This is a genomic window from Chryseomicrobium excrementi (assembly GCF_002798305.1).
In the GTDB taxonomy this organism is placed as follows: domain Bacteria; phylum Bacillota; class Bacilli; order Bacillales_A; family Planococcaceae; genus Chryseomicrobium; species Chryseomicrobium excrementi.
Map to the genome: position 1 here is coordinate 363,433 of NZ_PCGR01000001.1, position 19,817 is coordinate 383,249.

The following is a 19,817-nucleotide window of genomic DNA, read 5'->3' on the forward strand; positions in this document are numbered from 1 at the left end:
ATGGCAATTGACTCGTCTGAAAAAGGATTTGAAGAGAATATTGAAAAGGCACTTTGTGAAGTGGGGTACGATAAGCGAAAGCTCGAAGGCAAGGCAAGTAGCTTGTTCAAAGAACATGCACTTGACGTAGAAGAACTGTTTCAGTTTCTAGAGCAAACTCAAGCTAAATCCATGCGTATTTTGGAAAAGAGTTACGGCGCGGACTATCAGCAGCATGTGCTAAAACGTATCAAAGATCAACTTCATAATCGTGGGTTAGTCGAATGTTTACGTAAAGGTGTTCAAGATCGAGGAGTGACGCTTCGTCTTGCATATAACAAGCCACCTACGGATATGAACCAAATGCTGAACGAACTTTATCAGATGAACCGTTTTCGAGTATCGCGACAAATGTTCTATAGTGACAAACACACTAACAGTTTAGATATAGTGCTTCTACTTAATGGGTTACCAGTAGTGGTGATGGAGCTGAAAAATCAGTTCACGAACCAAACGGTAGAACACGCAATGAAGCAGCTAAAGTTTGACCGCAATCCAAATGAACCGCTGTTTAGATTCAATGAACGCGTAGCGGTTTATTTCGCTGTGGATACCGATGAAGTATTTATGACGACGAGACTAGCAAAAGACAAGACATACTTCTTACCTTTTAATCAAGGGAACCAAGGCGGGAAAGGGAATCCGCTTACTTATGAAAACACATACCGGACTCATTATTTATGGGATACGATTTTAACTCCTGATAGTTTACTCGATATTTTATTCCGCTTTGTCTTTGTGAAAAAAGACGACATTTTAGATTCGGACGGCAAGCTTCTACATACAAGAGAAATGCTGATTTTTCCACGTTATCATCAATTAGATGTAGTGAGGAAGTTAGAGCATGATGTCAAACAGAAGTCTGTTGGTGTGAATTATTTGATTCAACACTCCGCAGGGTCTGGGAAGACAAACTCAATTTCGTGGCTATCGCATCGCTTGGCGAAGCTTCATAACGAAGACAACGAAGCAGTATTTAGCAGTGTCATCGTCATCACGGATCGACGCGTTCTTGATAAGCAACTTCAAGATGCCGTTTATCAACTTGAGCACAAAGCAGGTATGGTCGAGCGTATCAATGAAGACTCTGACCAATTGGCTCGTGCTATTAACAATGAAACGCGTATTATCATCACTACACTTCAAAAGTTCCCGTTTATTTTAGAAAAAGTTGCGGGACTTGAGCGGAAAAAATATGCCGTCATCATAGATGAAGCTCATTCGTCACAAGGTGGGAAAGCATCCACTGCTTTGACCAATGCATTATCCGATAAAACATTAGAAGCCGCCTACAAAGAAGACCGTATTGCTGAAGAAAACTTAGATGATACGGATGAAAAGATTGTAGAAGCTATTTTAAAGAGCGGAAAACAAGATAATGTCTCGTTCTTCGCATTTACAGCGACTCCGAAACCAAAGACACTTGAGAAATTCGGTACACTGAGTCCCGATGGTAAGCCTCAAGCCTTTCATGAATACACAATGCGTCAAGCCATAGAAGAAGGCTTTATTTTAGACGTGCTTGAAAACTACACAACGTACCAAACGTTTTGGAAAATCGCGAAAACAGTTGATGACGATCCAGAAGTCTCGCAAAAACAAGCAACGAAGAAACTTGCGCAGTATGTATCCTTACATCCGCATAGCATCGCTCAAAAGACGGAAATCATCGTTGAACACTACCGCAATTTTGTGCAGCGTAAAATTGGTGGCCGTGCGAAAGCCATGGTCGTCACAGCTAGTCGCCTTCACGCCGTGCGTTATAAAATCGCTTTCGATAAGTATATCGAAGCCATGGGCTATACTGATTTAAAAACAGTTGTCGCTTTCTCTGGAACCGTAAATGACGGAAACATTCCGTATACCGAATCAGGGATGAACAACTTCTCGGATAAAGAGTTGCCGACGAAATTTAATTCTGATGAGTTCAAAGTACTGCTTGTGGCTGAAAAATATCAAACAGGATTTGATGAGCCACTTCTTCATACGATGTACGTCGATAAACCACTTAGCGGTATTAAGGCCGTGCAAACTTTATCTCGACTCAACCGCACGTGTCCAGGAAAAGAAGATACGTTTGTTCTCGACTTTGTAAACGATCCAGATGAAATCAAAGCGTCATTCCAGCCGTATTATGAATCAACAAGCTTATCGGAAGTAACAGATCCGAACATTTTATATGATATGCAATCAGAGATTGAAAACTATCAGCTTTTCATACCCGAAGAAGTGCAAGCGGTAAATGAGCTTGAAGTTGCTGGTGGACCGCAAAAGTCTGTCAAAGCTCAACAAACTTTAAACGCGGTCATTGATCAAGGCGTTGAACGATTCAAACGTCTTCCTGAAGAAGATCAAATTGCATTTAAAGACGTGGCTTTGAAATTCACGCGCACATATAGCTTTGTTCTTCAAGTCGTGACGTTTATTGATTTAGGCCTTCATAAGCACTATATCTATTTAAACTATTTGCTGCGTAAACTGCCAAGAAGTTCTGTAGATAAAGATATCTATCTCGCTGACGACGTCGCACTCGAATACTACCGCAATCAAAAAGTATTTGAAGGCAGCATCGAACTCGAAAAAACCGGTGGCTCTGAACTTGACCCACAAAAACACGGCGCAGGTGGGGCAGTAGAAGACGAAAAAGTCCGTCTCTCTTCTATCCTCGACAAGCTTAACGATCGCTTCGGCACCGAGTTCACAGAAACCGACTACCTATCTCGTGAACAAGTAAAAGAAGACATCCTAAACAGCGACGATATCCGTCAAAAAGCTCAAAACAACACAAAAGAAAACTTCAAATTCGCGTTTGAGCGGACCTTTATGGACTTTGTTATTGATCGTATGAACACCAACCAAGACTTCTTCATGAAAATTCTTGAGAATCCAGAATTTAAAGCTTATATCATGGAGGATATGATGAATGAGATTTATGGAGAAGTGAATCAGTAATTTTAGCCGTGCCCTTGAACATATAAGTTTAAGGGACTTTTTTTATTACATTTTACAAGTAGCAGTATTTACCTTTTTAAATAATGGTATAATAAGGGAAAAAGCAGGTGATGTAATTGAAGAAATTTAACCCATCTATTTTATTGTTTGTTATTGCTCTTGGAATATTTGTTGGTTTAAATCTTAATAATGATTTTTTTAGTACAACTGAAAGCTTATTAGATGGCATAGCATCTTCTGAGGTTTCGCAAGAGCAAGCGGAGGCTACCGTATTTAATACTGAGAACCAGTCGGGCAATACCTCAAAACTAAACTATGAAATTATTTATTCTATTGTAAAAAGGTACGACGGTGGAACATCCTATTATGTATTATTAGAATCAGTAGATTTAAATTCTGCTGTATTTATGGATGATGTGAAATACATAGTTGATGAATTGGTTCGCGAAAAAGGTGAAAAAATTTCAATCGAAATTTTCGATAATCGCGATGCATTGGAACTAGCCTATAAACAATATGGTGATTTATCTTTAGAGCGAACATTAACAGAAAGCGAAAATCTATGGCAAGCACGTCATTATATAGCTGCTTATTCTGGAAATCTCGAGACAGGAATTTATTTTAATACACTCTTAATGTTTCCTTCAGCATCTTCTGATCATCCTGAAGTTGGAGAATTTGTGGCTATAACAGAATACAATCCTGAATAATCCTGAATTATTGTTTAATACCCGTGCCAAGACAATTTTGATTATTACTTGTTTGTGTTTCTTAACTTGCTTTCCTAGACGGTGAGTTTTAGCTCTATTAATCGGGCCTTGCCCCAGTACAGCCCGCCCCAAAACCGTTGTAGAGAGAATGCTTGAAGATTACGTTATGTGAGATAGAGGCAGAGCCGACGCCAGGACTTTGATTTTCCACGACTGCTTTCAAAAAAGAAGTTTGGTCAGAGGTTTTGTCTGTTGGCAGAGGTTGATTTTACAGAGAATGAAGAAGAGTAGTGGCCGATTCGCTTAAAAAGCGAATCGGCCACTACTGGTTCTTACTTCTTTTAAAAAAATCAAACCTTAGGCTGTGGATTGAACATCTATCCAAGTATAAGTCATACGGGATCTTCTTTTCTTGACTAGTATAAAACCCGTAAAAAATCCTCTACAAAACTGACTCTCCACTAGATTAAGAACAAGCGTTCGGTGTATACTAAACAAAACTAAAGAAAGGCGGAATCCCTATGTATGAACTTCTTGAACCGCGCACGATCCTTTGCATCGACATGCAAAGCTTCTTTGCAAGTTGTTCTGCAGCTGTCCACGGCCTGGACATCCAAAAAGAGGCCATTGCCATCGTCGGCAACTTAGAACAGAAGGGAAGTGTTGTACTCGCTGCTTCTCCGTCCATGAAAAAGCGTTTCGGCGTCAAGACCGGGACACGCTTGTTTGAAATCCCCAACCACCCCGACATCCGCATCATCCAGCCACAGATGGAGCTGTATGTCAAAATCTCAGCAGAGATCACACGCTATCTCAATCAACTTGTCCCAATGGAATCCATCCATGTCTACAGCATCGATGAAAGCTTCATTGATTTAAAAGGAACGGAAATTCTTTGGGGAGACCCATGGACCATTGCCCGTAAAATTCAACGCGACTTAAAACGTCAATTTCAAGTTCCGTGTAGTATCGGGATCGGGCCGAACATGTTGCTATCGAAGCTTGCGCTTGATTTAGAAGCGAAGAAAAAAGGGATTGCAGAATGGACCTATGAAGATGTACCGGACAAGCTCTGGCCCGTTTCGCCACTGAGAGAAGTATGGGGGATTGGAACCCGTTTAGAAGCGACGCTTCATGCGATGGGGATTTTTTCAGTAGGAGACCTTGCGCATACACCCTTAGAACAGCTCGAGAAAAAATTTGGTGTGATGGGCAATCAGCTCTACCATCACGCTTGGGGAATCGACCTTTCGGAAGTCGGTGCACCTATCATGGAAGGACAGGTGAGCTATGGCAAAGGCCAGATTTTGTTCCGGGACTACAACTCGAAAAAAGAAACCATGGCAGTCGTCCTGGAGATGACAGAAGATGTTGCGAGACGTCTTAGAGAGGCTGGAAAAGTCGGTAGAACGATGCACATGAGCATTGGCTATAGCAAGTTCGGCGGGTTTAGCCGGTCTCTTTCTATAGAAGAAGCGACAAACCGCACATCGGTCCTCTATGCAGCCTTTGACCGATTGATGGATACTTTTTATGATGGCAGTCCCGTGCGCCGCATAGCGCTCTCGGTCAGTAATCTTGAAGAAGACACATCCATGCAGCTCAATTTGTTCCAACATCAGCAACAGGTCCGCGAACAACGGCTTGGAAAAACCATTGATGCCTTGCGACGTAAATACGGATCGACTGCTGTACTCCGGGCGGTATCTTACACAGCGGATGGCACGGCACGTTACAGAGCTACACTTCTAGGAGGACACAAAAAAATGTAAGTATAGATATTTCAGTTTTCGAAATTATTTTAGTGGTTCGTCTTCCGAAATGTGTGAACATTTGCTAAACTAAATAAGGTTTTGAAATTGGACGAGAAAAGGGGAACAACACATGAAGGTATTTTTAGACCTTGCCTGGTTCTTTAAAGAGAGAAAATGGCACTACGGCCTCGGCATTGTCATGCTCTTATTTGTGGCATTCTTATCCATTATTTCTCCTCGGATTATTGGGGAAGTCGTCGATGCCATCAACGAAGAACGACTCACACCAGAACTACTTTTGCAGTGGCTCGGGCTACTTGCAGGCGCAGCCGTTCTGATGTACATTCTTCGCTACTACTGGCGAATGATGATTTTCGGATCGGCCATCTTACTTGCTAGACGCATGCGCCAAACCTTGTTTACACATTTCAGTCGCATGTCCCCAGCATTTTATCAAAAACGCCGTGTCGGAGACTTGATGGCACACGCGACGAACGATTTATCCGCCGTTCAGCAAACAGCAGGAGCGGGTGTATTGACTCTTGTGGATTCACTAGCCACTGGTGGATTTGTTATTGCCGCAATGGCTATCACCATCAACTGGAAACTGACATTGATTGCGCTGTTACCGATGCCACTTATGGTGTTGTCGACGAGCTATTACGGACGCTTGCTTCATAAACGTTTTCGTTTCGCTCAGGAAGCGTTCTCTGACTTGAACGATAAGTCGCAAGAAAGTATCAGCGGCATCAAAGTCATCAAAACGTTTGGTCAAGAACAAGAAGATACGGAAGATTTCAAACGTCTCTCTCAAGACGTCGTTGACAAAAATGTTCACGTTGCGAAGGTTGATTCGTTGTTCGACCCGACGATTTCACTGATTGTCGGCGCCTGCTTCTTCTTGGCCATCAGTTTTGGAACGCAGTTTATTTTGTCCGAAGAGATGACGATTGGAGACCTCGTCGCATTTAATACGTATTTAGGACTTCTTGTTTGGCCGATGCTTGCATTTGGCTGGTTGTTCAATATCGTGGAGCGGGGTCGTGCTTCGTATGACCGCATTCAACAGTTGCTTTCTGAACCAGTAGACATTGACGATCGTGTCGGTGCACTTGAAATGAAGCCTGAAGGAAAAGTAACATTTGCGATTGATTCCTTCTCTTTCCCAGGAGACGAGCGGAAGGCGTTACAAAATGTCCACTTCACACTTGACCGCGGACAGACTCTGGGAATCGTCGGTCGTACAGGTTCAGGGAAAACGGCGATATTAAAACTGCTACTGCGTGAATTTGAAGGGTACGAAGGCCACATCACGTATGGTCAACATGACATTCGCGATTATAAGAAAGAAAGTCTGCTCGAAGCTATCGGATATGTCCCACAAGATCATTTCTTGTTCTCTACAACGATAGGTCTCAATGTAGCTTTTACGAATGTAAAGGCGACCCAAGAAGAAATTGAACGAGCAACGAAGCTTGCTGCGATTCATGATGACATCACACGCTTCACAGAAGGCTATAATACAATCGTCGGAGAGCGAGGAGTCTCTCTTTCAGGTGGACAGAAGCAACGCATTTCCATTGCACGTGCTCTGATGATGCAGCCGGAACTACTGATTCTCGATGACTCCTTATCTGCTGTCGATGCGAAGACGGAGGAAGCGATTCTAGAAGCGTTGAAAGCAGAACGAAGTGATGAGACGACCATCATCACGTCTCACCGACTAAGTGCCATTCAACATGCGCACCAAATCATTGTGATGGAGAATGGAACCATCAAAGAAAAAGGCACCCACGACGAGCTTATGGCTCTTGAAGGTACGTATTACGAGATGTATCAGCTCCAGCAGCTCGAGTCTCTCGTTGAGCAAGGAGGCGATCACAATGGATGACAAAATGCCAAAACTAACGGGTAAGATGCAGTGGCAGGTTTTAAAACGGTTGCTACGCTATTTGATCCCGCATAAAAAAATGATGATCATCGCCCTTGTATTGCTGACCTTAACCGTCATCGGTGATCTCGTCGGACCGTATTTAATTAAAATCTATATCGATGATTATTTAACACTTGGATATTTCCCGCAGTCTGCGATCATCGCTCTTGCAGCAGCCTATATTTTCATCCAAGTCAGTAATGTAATCATCAGCTATTTTCAGCTCATGACGTTCCAAAAGCTTGCGCTAAAAATTATTCAAACGATGCGCATCGATGTCTTCACAAAGGTGCAGGGTCTTGGCATGCGCTATTTTGACCGGACACCAGCAGGAAGCATCGTATCACGCGTCACAAATGACACAGAAGCGATCAAAGACATGTTTGTCAGCGTACTGGTCGGATTTGTGCAGTCAGGGTTCTTGGTCATCGGGGTTTATATTGCGATGTTCCTGATCAATCCGCAACTTGCTCTAATAGCGACACTGTTACTTCCGATATTAGGGTTCATCATTTATACGTACCGAAAACATAGTTCGGTCGTGTATCAAGATTTGCGTGAGCGGCTGTCACAGCTAAATGCCAAGCTTGCCGAGTCTCTTGCCGGCATGGGAATGATTCAAGCATTCCGACAAGAAAAGCGATTACGCGATGAGTTTAGTGAGATCAATGACAAACACTTCAAGGCAGGACGACGCAATATTAAACTCGATAGTTTGCTTTTGCGTCCTGCTATTGATCTAGTGTACGCACTCGCTATCATTCTTGTACTTAGCTATTTTGGTGTCACGTCGTTTTCAAACCCAGTAGAAGTTGGGGTCATCTATGTATTCGTAACCTATATCGACCGCTTCTTTGAACCAATCAACCAAGTGATGCAGCGCCTTTCCATCTTCCAACAAGCCATCGTTGCTGCTTCTCGGGTATTTACATTGATGGATGAGAAAGACATGGCACCGGCACAGAACGACCAACCAAATGCGAAGATTGAACAAGGCAAGATTGAATTCCGTAACTTAACGTTCTCCTATGACGGACGTCAAGACGTACTGAAAAATATTTCCTTTACGGCAGAGCCAGGACAAACCGTAGCCCTTGTCGGACATACTGGAAGCGGGAAGAGCTCAATCATCAACTTACTCATGCGTTTTTATGAATACAACAACGGAGACATACTTATCGACGGACATTCATTAAAAGACTTTCCGATGAACGAGTTACGGAAAAAGATGGGCCTTGTACTACAAGATCCTTTCTTGTTCTACGGAGATATAGAGAGCAATATTCGTCTCCATGATAAGGAGATGACGAGTGCACAAGTCCGTGCGGCTGCTGAGTTTGTGCAGGCAGACAACTTTATTGAAAAATTACCGGAGCGCTATCAGCAGAAAGTGACAGAACGCGGCTCGACCTTCTCCAGTGGACAGCGTCAGCTTGTAGCATTTGCTCGCACGATGGCAACGGATCCAAAGATTTTAATTCTCGATGAAGCAACTGCAAATATTGATACGGAGACGGAAGTGGCCATCCAAACGAGCCTTGAGAAGATGCGAAAAGGACGGACGACGATTGCCATTGCACACCGACTCAGTACCATCCAAGATGCGGAACTGATCCTGGTACTTCACCAAGGTGAGATCGTTGAACGTGGTACGCACCAGGAATTGATCCGTCAAAAAGGGCTGTATCATAAAATGTATCAACTGCAAAATGGCATCGTGGAAGAACAAATGTCATAAAACTGTCATAAGCAAGTGATAGGTGATTTCTAGGAAAGTCTGATACGATGGAGACAGTTCAGCTGAAAGGGTGATTTTGTTGGCAACCGATGTTAGCATCTGGCTTGCTTTTGGCGCAGGGTTCTTAAGCTTTATTTCCCCGTGTACATTACCGCTGTATCCGGCTTTCCTTTCTTATATCACAGGCATGACGATTGAAGAATTGAAGACCGATCGGAAACAAATGCAGCGCAGAGGCATGTTTCATACGTTATTTTTCTTACTTGGATTCTCCGTAATCTTTTTGGCACTCGGCTTTGCTACGTCGTGGCTCGGCACTTTCTTCATTCAATATGGTGATCTGATTCGTCAAGTTGGGGCTATTTTAATCGTAATTTTTGGTCTACTAGTCGTTGGTGTGTTCAAACCGGACTTCTTGATGTCTGAAAAACGATTACAATTCAAAAATCGTCCTTCCGGTTATCTTGGCAGTAGCTTGATTGGGATGGCGTTTGCTGCAGGATGGCAGCCGTGTACAGGACCTATCCTTGCCGCAGTACTTGTAATGGCAGGACAGAACCCTGACCAAGGAATTTGGTATATGGTCGCTTACGTTCTTGGATTTGCTATTCCATTCTTCTTATTGTCGTTCTTCGTCACACGGACTCAGTGGATGAAGAAGCATAGTGAAAAGTTTATGAAAATCGGCGGATATATTATGATTGTGTTAGGGGTCATCTTGTTCTTTGATGGCCTGACATGGATTATCCGGATCTTGAGTCCGATTTTTGGGGACTTCACCGGTTTTTAAGGACGTGAACCTATGAAAGACATTCATACATTTGAACAGTGGCAGACAGTCCGTGAACAGCAACCTGTGGGATTGCTATTCGTTAAGACCACTGGTTGCTCAGTCTGTGAAGGGCTGCTACCACAAGTGGAAGCAATCGAAGCAAACTATAACATTCCGTTTTATAAAGTAAATATCGCAGATTTGCCAGAAGTAGCGGGTCAACTTGGGCTTTATACAGCTCCAGTTGTTCTCTTGTGGCACCATGCGAGAGAAAGTCAACGCTTTGCACGATTTGTGCCGATGCAAGAATTGATTTTCCGACTAGACCAATTGCAAGAGGTGACAGACGATGTTCTTTGAGTGGATTCCGCAAGAACTGTTAGTCACACTTTCGATCGTGACAGCGGTCGTCATGGGTACCGTTCTTACCATCGTGAGAAGTCGTGCAGCCAAAAAACCAGCCAGTGCCAAGAAGATTTTATTGCCACCACTCTTTATGTCTACAGGAGCGTTGATGTTCGTATTTCCGTTCTTCCGAGTTCCTTGGATTCACGTGCTCGAAGCGGTAGCAGTAGGCATGGTCTTTTCCATTTTGCTGATCAAGACCTCTAATTTCGAGCGACGAGAAGGAGACATCTTCTTAAAGCCATCAAAAGCATTTGTCTTTATACTTTTTGGGCTGCTAGCTGTCCGTATCGTCATGAAGTTGCTCTTGAGCAGTGAAATCGATGTTGGGGAACTCAGCGGCATGTTCTGGCTACTTGCCTTTGGTATGATTGTGCCATGGCGTCTTGCCATGTATACAAAATTTAAAAAGCTAAAACTTCAAAGCAACTAAAAATACCGTACCTTTTTTGGAAACACTCCAAAATAGGTACGGTATTTTTTAATGGAAATAGACTTCATAAGGACTGAGGTCAATCTGCAGTTCTGCCATCTTTTTGCGAAGAAACTTATGATCTCGTTTTGGTGTAGCTAGAATATAGCCACGAATCAGCAGTTCTTGTGTGATGGCCTTTGCATCTTCTTCAAGCGCCAATTGTCCAATACGACCAGCAATCTTTTGTTTGGCGACCGGACGGAACAATTCTGGCACAGGTGCCACAAGTTCATTTAATAATGCTTTTTGTTCATCTGACCACAAATGGATGGTCTTATCTACATAATACGATTCCCAGTCAAGATCGGACTTACCGTCTTCTTTAGGAAGGGCTTTTAAAAACTTTCGGAACATAAAAAATCCGCCAATGGCCATCAAGGAAATCAACACGACAACCCAAAACAGTATAAACCAAAGAAACCAACCATCTAACACAATCGTTCACCTCGCCTTAAGTATACAAGGTTCTAGATAAAAATTCATCCATCGTATCCCTTTTCTTTGAACTCTTCTATATAGAGGATGAAGGAGGTGAACAACATGGCCAACTACATTTTAAAAAGTTCGGTTCTGCGTCTCGTCTATGATGACGGTATGACAGCAGACAACAAACCGAAGCGTCACTCAAAGTCGTACATCCACATTGAACCGACCAGTTCAGCGGATGCAATGTACCAAGTGGCTGTTCAACTCGGCAGCCTTTCAGCAAAAGAATTGCTGTCAGCAGAAAAGCAAGAAGTAGACGAAATCATCTAATGACTAGGAGGACCTGACAATGGCGAAAACGTTACAATTGGAGTTCGGTAACACGGCAGGTAAGAAGATCACGGTGGCAGTTGAAGAGCCTCGCACGGATCTGACACTGGCAGAAGTACAGACGGCGATGCAAGCCATCCTTGCTGCAGAAGTGTTTTCAGTAGAAGGGGAGCCGGCTACAGAAGCCGTCTCTGCGCAGATCATCGACCGAAGCGTTCAAAGTTTATTCTAATCTGAGCCTCCTCCACTCGTGGGGGAGGTTTTTAAACTATCTCTGTGATTTTATGAACCTGAGATACCATTTCCCAGGGTATCAGAGGTTCTCCCCTTGGAAATGGTGTCTCAGGTGAAGATCAACATTTAAGGAGGTGTCTTTATGGATCAATGGGTCGCAATCATTCAAGAAATTGGCTTTCCGGTCGTAGTTTCCTTCTATCTCCTGCATAGAATCGAATCTCGCTTAGAAGCCATTCGTGATGCACTTGTGGCAATCACTCCTGTCACAAAAGTGTAAGAAATAGCCGTTCATTTGGATTGAACCCACTCATTGAAACGACTATCATTAGGAGTAAGATGAGGAGTGATCCATTTGAAAAAGTTGTTGCTTACACTACTTGCAGTCGTGACGATTCTCGCTGGATGCGGCGGCGGTTTCGAGCGTCAGACGGATTGGGAAGTCGAGTCCTTTTCAGCGACCACCCACCGAGGTGAGACACTTGCATTAGAAGATTTACAAGGAACAGTATGGCTAAGTGCCTTTATCTTTACAAACTGTGCAACCATCTGTCCGCCTATGACGGCGAACTTGACAGATATTCAAGAAGCTGTTGAAGAGCAAGGCGTTGAAAACTACAAAATCGTTGCATTCAGTGTCGACCCTGAAGTCGATAGCCCTGAAGTGTTGACAGACTACTTGAGCATGTATGAGCTCGCTGACGAGTCAAAATGGGAGCTCTTGACAGGGTATGACCAAGCATTCATTAGCCAGCTGGCGAAAAATTCGTTCAAAGCACTGGTTCAAAATGACGCCAATTCAGATCAAGTCATTCATGGAAGCAGTTTTTATCTAGTTGATCAAGAAGGAATCGTAGTGAAAAGCTATAGTGGGGTCAGTGATGTTCCTGTAGATGAAATTGCACAGGACATGAAGGCGCTGTCTGAAGAGTAAACTGTCCAATTTGGGCAGTTTCTTTTTTTATCAAAATTATAGTATGATAGGACAAGCATTAGATGAAGGTGATTCTCCATGAAACCAAAAAAACTCAATCACAAAAAAATGATCCGCCGTAGGCTTTGGTTTGTCGGCTTATTTCTTCCTTTTATGATTGTCGGGTATTTTTTGTCCGTAATAGGATGGCATGAACTACGGAACATTCCGTGGGCCCATGAAATCGGCCAGTTTGTAGAAGCGAAGAAGGTGGAGTTCCGTGACCCTGAGATACCAGAAGACTATATTGCGGTTTATCAGGCAGCCGAGGAAGAATACGGAGTTCCCTGGCAACTGCTAGCAGCACATCACCGGATCGAGACACGTTTTTCAACTATGGATCCTTTAGTGTCGCCAGTGGGAGCAGAAGGGCATATGCAGTTCATGCCCTGTACTTTTGTGGGCTGGTCGCATCCGACCTGCAGTGGGCTCGGACAAGGTGAGATTCCACAAGAAGAGAAGACGGATCCTGAAGTGATTGCCAAGTACGGAGGATACGGGGTAGACGGGGACGGAGATGGAATCGCCGATCCGTATAGTTTAACAGATGCGGTTTACAGCGCAGCGAACTATCTCGGCTCGAACGGAGCGGCAGAAGGGGAGTTAGAAGCAGCCATCTTTCTTTACAACCGTTCGGATGAGTATGTGGAAGATGTCCTCCATTTTTATAACTTATATCGCGAGACGTATATTGAAAATGTGACGGTCCGACCTGAATAAGGCATAAAAAATAAGCCTCCATAGGAGGCTTATTTTTTTATGCTGCTTTGCGCATAGCTTTCATGATAAAGGAAACGATGAAGATTACGATGATAGCACCGATTAATGCAGGAACGATTGCCATGCCCGCGATTGATGGTCCGAAGTCAGAGAACAACATGCCCCCAACCCAAGCACCTACGATACCTGCGATGATGTTTCCGATGATACCGCCAGGAATGTCTTTACCTAAAATAAGTCCAGCTACCCATCCGATGATACCACCGATGATTAAGTATAAAATGAATCCCATTTTCCTTCACTCTCCTTGTCTAATGTTAATGTATGAGTACACTCTTTAAATATCCTTAGACAAGAATTCTTAAACCTATTCACGAAAAAAATTATTTTATTTCTGCGCCAAGGGTGTTTTTGAAATGGAGTAGTGCCCATTCGTGACCTTGAGGATCAAACGATGCCACAGCTTCTTCATGGATTACAATGTCATAGCCAAGGTTGTAGGCATCGACCGCGGTATGCAACACGCAAATATCTGTACAGACTCCTGTTATATGAACTGTCGTAATGTCTCGCTCGCGTAAATACTGGTCTAAATTCGTCCCTGCGAAGGAACTATAGCGACGTTTGTCCATATAATAGATATCGGATTTATGTTTCTCGTAAAAATCTTCAAGCGCGCCATACAAATCTCGTCCTGGTGTTCCTTCAATATTGTGTGGAGGGAACAGTGCGGTCTCCGGATGATACGTATCGTTTCTATAATGAAGGTCTACAGGGAAAACAATCACTTGATTTTGTTGGACGAACTCTTCACATAAAGAAACGATTTTCTCTTCAATTGCCTGTCCTGGCTTACCACAAGTGAGCGCTCCATGATCAGCGACAAAATCCACTGTATAGTCGACTACTAGTAAAGCTTCCTTCATACTCCGTCATCCTTTCTCGAATAAAATGTTTTTCAAATGTTCTGAAAAATTGTATACTAAGAAAAAAAGGAGGTACAACAAGATGGATTATGAACTACACAAACGTTGGACCAAACACGCCATGTGGTTTGCTGGACTTCACACCTTGTTTGTTGTTACACTCACCTTTGACTTTATCCAATTTTACTAAAAGAGTGGAAGCAGATTCCACTCTTTTTCACTGTGAGGAGACGACTAATGGATACTCTAAAGCATTTAAACTCGATTCGTGACCAACTGGTGCGTACCCTACATACGATTCCAGACGCTATGTTTAATGAAAGACCTGACCCGAAAACCTGGAGTCCACGAGAAGTGGCAGAACACATTGCACGTATGGACGCTCATGTAGCGCGATTGATGAGGGAAGGCAAGACGGAGGACAAAAAAGTACTGAAGAAACCTATCCGATTGACCACGCTCCGTGGGATAAAGGTTTCCGCACCCGCGCAGCTCGACCCTCAAGAAGATGCGCAATCAAAGGATGCCATTTATCAGCAATTGTTTGATTCACGGATGCAAGTTTTAGAACTCTATAAACAATTCACACCTACTGAGAAAAAAGAAAAAGCTATGAAACATCCAGTTTTCGGCTATCTTTCACTGAGACAATGGTTTGTGTTCCTAGGGTACCATGAGAAGCGACACTTAAAACAATTAGATGAGATTTTGCGTCAACTAAAGATATAAATAAATCTTATCAAGATTAATAATTTTAATGTAATTTACTTATCACGTTCACTGTTATAAGATTAATAGTGGAGAAAAGCGACATATGTCTCTTTCATTATGCAAAGGAGGAAACACGATGGCAAAAAGCAATTTACATCAGAGCCGCGCTTCATTTGAAGTAAATGGCAAGACGTATAACTATTACCGTTTAAAAACTTTAGAAGAAGCAGGAATCGCAAACGTTTCACGCTTGCCGTATTCTATCAAAGTGCTACTTGAATCTGTACTTCGTCAATATGACGGCTACGTGATCAAGGACGACCATGTTGAAAAATTAGCAAACTGGGGCAAAGAAAACGATCCAGAGGCGGAAGTACCATTCAAGCCGTCACGCGTTATCCTACAAGACTTTACAGGTGTTCCTGTAGTCGTTGACCTTGCTGCACTTCGTTCAGCAATGGCAAAAATGGGTGGAGATCCATCAAAAATCAACCCTGAGATTCCAGTTGACCTTGTTATCGACCACTCGGTACAAGTTGACAAATACGGAACAAATGATGCGCTTCGTCAAAACATGCAGCTTGAATTTGAGCGCAATGCAGAGCGTTACCAGTTCCTTAGCTGGGCTCAAAAGGCGTATGACAACTACCGTGCAGTTCCACCAGCAACGGGTATCGTTCACCAAGTAAACTTAGAGTACTTAGCGAACGTAGTTCACGCTGTTGAGAACGAAGATGGCACATTTGAAACATTCCCAGACACACTAGTCGGTACAGATTCTCATACAACGATGATCAATGGTATCGGTGTACTTGGATGGGGTGTAGGTGGTATCGAAGCGGAAGCAGGAATGCTTGGTCAACCTTCATACTTCCCAATTCCAGAAGTTATCGGAGTGCGTCTAGTAGGAGAACTTCCAAACGGAACAACTGCTACTGACTTGGCTCTTAAAGTAACTGAAGTTTTACGTAAAGCTGGCGTAGTTGGCAAATTCGTTGAGTTCTTCGGACCAGGCGTTGTTCAACTTCCACTTGCTGACCGTGCAACAATTGCGAACATGGCACCTGAGTACGGTGCTACTTGTGGTTTCTTCCCAGTAGATGAAGAGGCACTAGATTACATGCGTCTAACAGGTCGCGATGAAGAGAACATCGAAGTCGTAAAAGCTTACTTACAAGCTAACGATATGTTCTTCACAGCAGATTCAGTAGAGCCTACGTATACAAACATCATCGAACTAGATCTTTCTGCTATTGAACCAAACCTTTCAGGTCCTAAGCGTCCACAAGATTTGATTCCACTTTCAGCAATGAAAGAAGAATTCAATAAAGCTGTTGTGGCACCACAAGGAAACCAAGGTTTCGGTCTGTCTAAGAAAGAATTCGCAAAAACAGCAACAATCGAGCTTAATGGCAAAGAAGTTACAATTCCTACAGGTGCAGTTGCAATCGCAGCGATCACATCTTGTACGAACACTTCTAACCCATACGTAATGCTTGGTGCTGGTCTTGTTGCGAAAAAAGCAGTTGAAAAAGGATTAACTCCTCCTGCTTACGTGAAGACCTCATTAGCACCAGGTTCAAAAGTTGTAACAGGGTACCTACAAGATTCTGGCTTGTTAGAATCACTTGAGCAAATCGGGTTCAACCTTGTAGGTTACGGCTGTACAACATGTATCGGGAACTCAGGTCCACTACTTCCTGAAATCGAGCAAGGCATCATCGACAACGACCTACTAGTGACATCTGTATTGTCTGGTAACCGTAACTTTGAAGGCCGTGTTCACCCATTAGTAAAAGCGAACTACTTAGCTTCTCCACCATTAGTTGTGGCATATGCACTTGCAGGTACTGTTGATATCGATCTTCAAAATGATCCAATCGGTCAAGACAAAGACGGTAACGATGTATTCTTCAAAGACATCTGGCCAACTACTGAAGAAGTAAAAGAAGCAGTTCACTCAACTGTAACTCCTGAATTGTTCCGTAAAGAGTACGCTCGCGTATTCACTGAGAACGAAGAGTGGAATGCAATTGAAACTCCAGACGATGACCTGTATGCATTCGATGAGAATTCAACATACATCCAGAACCCACCGTTCTTCGAAGGTCTATCTAAAGAGCCACAAGACATTCAAACTTTAGCTGGTCTTCGCGTTGTTGCGAAATTTGGCGATTCAATCACTACGGACCACATCTCTCCAGCTGGAGCGATCGGTAAAGATACACCAGCAGGTCGCTACCTTCGTGAAAACGGAGTAGAGATTCGCGACTTCAACTCTTACGGTTCACGCCGTGGGAACCACGAAGTCATGATGCGTGGTACGTTTGCAAACATCCGTATCCGTAACCAAGTAGCACCAGGTACAGAGGGCGGTTACACGACTTACTGGCCAACTGGTGAAATCATGGCAATCTATGATGCAGCAATGAAGTACCAACAAGATGGTACAGGACTTGTCGTTCTTGCTGGTAAAGATTACGGTATGGGATCTTCACGTGACTGGGCTGCGAAAGGTACAAACCTTTTAGGCATCAAAACAGTTATCGCAGAGAGCTACGAGCGTATCCACCGTTCTAACCTTGTCATGATGGGTGTACTTCCACTTCAATTCATGAAAGGCGAGAGCGCAGACACACTTGGCTTGACTGGAACTGAAGAGATCAGCGTGAATATCGCAGAAGGCGTAAAACCACGTGATATCTTAACAGTTACTGCAAAAGCTAAAGACGGTTCTGAAAAAACATTCCAAGTACTTGCTCGCTTCGATTCAGAAGTAGAAGTAGATTACTACCGTCACGGTGGTATCCTTCAGATGGTACTTCGTAACAAAATGTTAGAAGCATAAGCTTCTCATAAGACCTCTCTCTACTCTGGTGGGGAGGGGTTTTTTCGTGCTTAATCGCCTGATATAAGTGAGAATGATAACGTGAATTCTATATAACTATATTGAAATAATATAGAGTTAACCCTATTGTTATTCTTGAATAATATCTAGTTGTTTTAGTACTTCCTGTTCTATGATGTATACTGATAGTGAGGTGAATCAACTTGAAAAGTAGCAAATCTATTGAAGTTCGCTATGCAGAAACCGACCAGATGGGCGTCGTCTATCACGCAAACTATCTTGTCTGGCTCGAGATGGGCCGAACACAGCTGATCAAAGACCTAGGGTTCGATTATGCCGGCCTTGAATCAAAAGGCTACCTGTCGCCAGTATTAGACGTGTCGATACAATACAAACAAAGCGCAAGGTATGGCGACACCGTCACTGTAACGACTTGGATCGATTCGTACAGTCGTTTAAAGACCATCTACGGCTACGAAGTGACGAAAGAAGATAGTACCGTCCTAGCTACGGCCAAGACCGTCCATACATTAGTAGCAAAAGAGACGTTCCGTCCTATCGCATTATCCAAAGTAGATCAAGACTGGCACGAAGCGTACGAGAAAGCGTGCGTGCAAGCATAATGGCTTTTGGGATCTCGAAAACAGAGCTAGTAGAGTGGAAGCGGCGGATTGAAGCAGGAGAGATGGCTATCTTGACGCATTACTGGTTAGACCCTCGTTTTCCAAGTTCGACTTCTGTCACGAAAGTCGGTTGCCAAGATACAAAGCGCCTTGCAGAGTGGGGACGGCAGTATGGTCTTAAAGAAGCGTGGATCGACCACAAAGAAGGTTATCCTCATTTTGATTTGTTCGGAGACATCCAGAAGCAAGTGTTACAGGATGAAGGCTTAGTGGACCAATATAAGCGTTTTATACAAAAAGAAAGATCGTAACCTTCAGGAGGCTACGATCTTTTTTGATAGTCAAATACGATTTCATTTCTTTCGTTGTCCACATCCACATGAAGGTCATGGTCATCAAAGTACCACAGGTCTCGTTCTTCAATGTAGAAATGGATAGAATCAAAGTCTTGCTGCACTGCAGGTTCATCAGGCTCTGCCTTGGTCATCCCAAGCGTAAACCCTTCATGGAGCTTGCTGCTCCCTCCATAGCGTGGGTAAAATTGGATCCACTCACCACTTACAGCGTCCATATCTGTTTTAAACCAGTGGAGTGCTTGTTCAGAGATCACGATGTTCATCGAGCTCACTTCCTATATCCAAGAGATTTTTGGTTCCGTACCTTGACGAATGCGCGAGATGTTCGCACGGTGACGGTACACGATAAAGATCATCAAGACACTTATCAATAGAATAAGCGGAACATCAGGGCGAATCAAGAAATGTGACCCCACTGCCATCAGGAAAGCAATGATAGATAGTAAAATGGAAGTCAGCGATACCATTTTCGTGAGCTTCAATAACACGAAGAACAACACGAGTAGAATCAGGAAGAACAACCAGTTGTAACCAAGTAATACTCCAGCAGATGTTGCGACCGCTTTTCCTCCACGGAAGCCGGCAAACACCGGGTACATATGACCGATAACAGCCACTGCCCCAAGAACTAGCGGATGAACACCGACATCTGTGAAGATTGCAAGTGCCGGCAACAATACAGCAGCTGTTCCTTTTAAGATGTCAATCAGCGAAACGATTAGGCCAGCAGGTTTCCCTAGGACACGGAACGTGTTTGTCCCTCCGAGATTTCCACTCCCATGCTCTCGTATATCTGTCTTAAAGAAAACCTTTCCTATTATAAGCCCTGTCGGTATGGAACCGAGCAGGTAGGCAAGTAGTAATGCAATTCCAGTAATCATAGCAGTCTCCT

Annotated in this window: 22 protein-coding genes; 17 read left to right on the top strand and 5 right to left on the bottom strand. The window is 43.5% G+C overall.

Features of this window, described 5'->3' with window-relative positions; all coding sequences use genetic code 11:
• From CQS04_RS01840 to CQS04_RS01875, 8 genes are all read left to right on the top strand, one after another.
• Positions 1–2,991: a type I restriction endonuclease subunit R gene (locus CQS04_RS01840; protein WP_100352503.1), complete on the top strand. Its 2,991-nt coding sequence runs from the start codon at positions 1–3 to the stop codon at positions 2,989–2,991.
• A gap of 116 nt (positions 2,992–3,107) precedes the next feature.
• Positions 3,108–3,701, top strand: a complete 594-nt coding sequence (locus tag CQS04_RS01845) for a hypothetical protein (RefSeq protein WP_100352504.1) — start codon at positions 3,108–3,110, stop codon at positions 3,699–3,701.
• Between the two features lie 521 nt (positions 3,702–4,222).
• A complete protein-coding gene (locus CQS04_RS01850; RefSeq protein ID WP_100352505.1) occupies positions 4,223–5,473 on the top strand; it encodes a Y-family DNA polymerase in 1,251 nt (416 codons plus the stop codon).
• 112 nt (positions 5,474–5,585) lie between these two features.
• On the top strand, positions 5,586–7,346 hold the full coding sequence (locus CQS04_RS01855; protein ID WP_100352506.1) for an ABC transporter ATP-binding protein: 1,761 nt from the start codon (positions 5,586–5,588) through the stop codon (positions 7,344–7,346).
• The gene (locus CQS04_RS01860; protein ID WP_100352507.1) at positions 7,339–9,126 is read left to right on the top strand and encodes an ABC transporter ATP-binding protein; all 1,788 of its coding nucleotides are present in this window, start codon (positions 7,339–7,341) and stop codon (positions 9,124–9,126) included. The genes CQS04_RS01855 and CQS04_RS01860 overlap by 8 nt, the downstream gene beginning before the upstream one ends.
• Positions 9,127–9,205: 79 nt before the next feature.
• Positions 9,206–9,916, top strand: coding sequence for a cytochrome c biogenesis CcdA family protein (locus CQS04_RS01865; RefSeq protein WP_100352508.1), 711 nt, complete (start codon positions 9,206–9,208; stop codon positions 9,914–9,916).
• A gap of 12 nt (positions 9,917–9,928) precedes the next feature.
• Complete coding sequence (locus tag CQS04_RS01870) at positions 9,929–10,258, top strand: thioredoxin family protein (RefSeq protein ID WP_100352509.1); 330 nt, start codon at positions 9,929–9,931, stop codon at positions 10,256–10,258.
• Complete coding sequence (locus tag CQS04_RS01875; protein ID WP_100352510.1) at positions 10,248–10,736, top strand: CcdC family protein; 489 nt, start codon at positions 10,248–10,250, stop codon at positions 10,734–10,736. Before CQS04_RS01870 ends, CQS04_RS01875 begins: the two co-directional genes overlap by 11 nt.
• 48 nt (positions 10,737–10,784) lie before the next feature.
• On the opposite strand, the gene CQS04_RS01880 is transcribed toward CQS04_RS01875, so the two are convergent.
• Positions 10,785–11,213: a DUF2621 domain-containing protein gene (locus CQS04_RS01880; protein WP_174688377.1), complete on the bottom strand. Its 429-nt coding sequence runs from the start codon at positions 11,211–11,213 to the stop codon at positions 10,785–10,787.
• Between the two features lie 105 nt (positions 11,214–11,318).
• Between CQS04_RS01880 and CQS04_RS01885 the strand changes: the two genes are divergently transcribed.
• From CQS04_RS01885 to CQS04_RS01905, 5 genes are all read left to right on the top strand, one after another.
• Positions 11,319–11,534: a DUF1659 domain-containing protein gene (locus tag CQS04_RS01885; protein WP_165767452.1), complete on the top strand. Its 216-nt coding sequence runs from the start codon at positions 11,319–11,321 to the stop codon at positions 11,532–11,534.
• 19 nt (positions 11,535–11,553) lie between these two features.
• Entirely contained in the window at positions 11,554–11,766 is a 213-nt protein-coding gene (locus CQS04_RS01890; RefSeq protein ID WP_100352512.1) for a DUF2922 domain-containing protein, read from the top strand.
• 144 nt (positions 11,767–11,910) lie between these two features.
• Positions 11,911–12,048, top strand: coding sequence for a YvrJ family protein (locus tag CQS04_RS01895; RefSeq protein WP_094941987.1), 138 nt, complete (start codon positions 11,911–11,913; stop codon positions 12,046–12,048).
• Between the two features lie 75 nt (positions 12,049–12,123).
• A complete protein-coding gene (locus tag CQS04_RS01900) occupies positions 12,124–12,702 on the top strand; it encodes an SCO family protein (protein ID WP_174688378.1) in 579 nt (192 codons plus the stop codon).
• Between the two features lie 78 nt (positions 12,703–12,780).
• Positions 12,781–13,461, top strand: a complete 681-nt coding sequence (locus CQS04_RS01905; protein ID WP_100352513.1) for a lytic transglycosylase domain-containing protein — start codon at positions 12,781–12,783, stop codon at positions 13,459–13,461.
• Between the two features lie 37 nt (positions 13,462–13,498).
• Here the strand turns inward: CQS04_RS01905 and CQS04_RS01910 are convergent, their stop codons facing one another.
• Together CQS04_RS01910 and CQS04_RS01915 are read right to left on the bottom strand one after the other, a co-directional pair.
• Positions 13,499–13,753, bottom strand: a complete 255-nt coding sequence (locus tag CQS04_RS01910; RefSeq protein WP_100352514.1) for a GlsB/YeaQ/YmgE family stress response membrane protein — start codon at positions 13,751–13,753, stop codon at positions 13,499–13,501.
• A gap of 91 nt (positions 13,754–13,844) precedes the next feature.
• Positions 13,845–14,387, bottom strand: a complete 543-nt coding sequence (locus tag CQS04_RS01915) for a cysteine hydrolase family protein (RefSeq protein WP_100352515.1) — start codon at positions 14,385–14,387, stop codon at positions 13,845–13,847.
• Between the two features lie 237 nt (positions 14,388–14,624).
• Between CQS04_RS01915 and CQS04_RS01920 the strand changes: the two genes are divergently transcribed.
• The 4 genes from CQS04_RS01920 to CQS04_RS01935 all read left to right on the top strand — a co-directional run bounded on the left by CQS04_RS01920 (position 14,625) and on the right by CQS04_RS01935 (position 18,880).
• Positions 14,625–15,116: a DinB family protein gene (locus CQS04_RS01920; protein ID WP_100352516.1), complete on the top strand. Its 492-nt coding sequence runs from the start codon at positions 14,625–14,627 to the stop codon at positions 15,114–15,116.
• Between the two features lie 118 nt (positions 15,117–15,234).
• Positions 15,235–17,946, top strand: coding sequence for an aconitate hydratase AcnA (gene acnA / locus CQS04_RS01925; protein WP_100352517.1), 2,712 nt, complete (start codon positions 15,235–15,237; stop codon positions 17,944–17,946).
• Between the two features lie 203 nt (positions 17,947–18,149).
• Positions 18,150–18,569: an acyl-CoA thioesterase gene (locus CQS04_RS01930; protein WP_281257820.1), complete on the top strand. Its 420-nt coding sequence runs from the start codon at positions 18,150–18,152 to the stop codon at positions 18,567–18,569.
• A complete protein-coding gene (locus CQS04_RS01935) occupies positions 18,569–18,880 on the top strand; it encodes a hypothetical protein (RefSeq protein ID WP_100352518.1) in 312 nt (103 codons plus the stop codon). Before CQS04_RS01930 ends, CQS04_RS01935 begins: the two co-directional genes overlap by 1 nt.
• 11 nt (positions 18,881–18,891) lie before the next feature.
• Here CQS04_RS01935 and CQS04_RS01940 read toward each other — a convergent pair whose 3' ends face one another.
• Together CQS04_RS01940 and plsY are read right to left on the bottom strand one after the other, a co-directional pair.
• On the bottom strand, positions 18,892–19,188 hold the full coding sequence (locus CQS04_RS01940) for a HesB/YadR/YfhF family protein (protein WP_100352519.1): 297 nt from the start codon (positions 19,186–19,188) through the stop codon (positions 18,892–18,894).
• Between the two features lie 12 nt (positions 19,189–19,200).
• Complete coding sequence (gene plsY / locus CQS04_RS01945) at positions 19,201–19,806, bottom strand: glycerol-3-phosphate 1-O-acyltransferase PlsY (protein WP_100352520.1); 606 nt, start codon at positions 19,804–19,806, stop codon at positions 19,201–19,203.
• Positions 19,807–19,817: the final 11 nt, after the last annotated feature.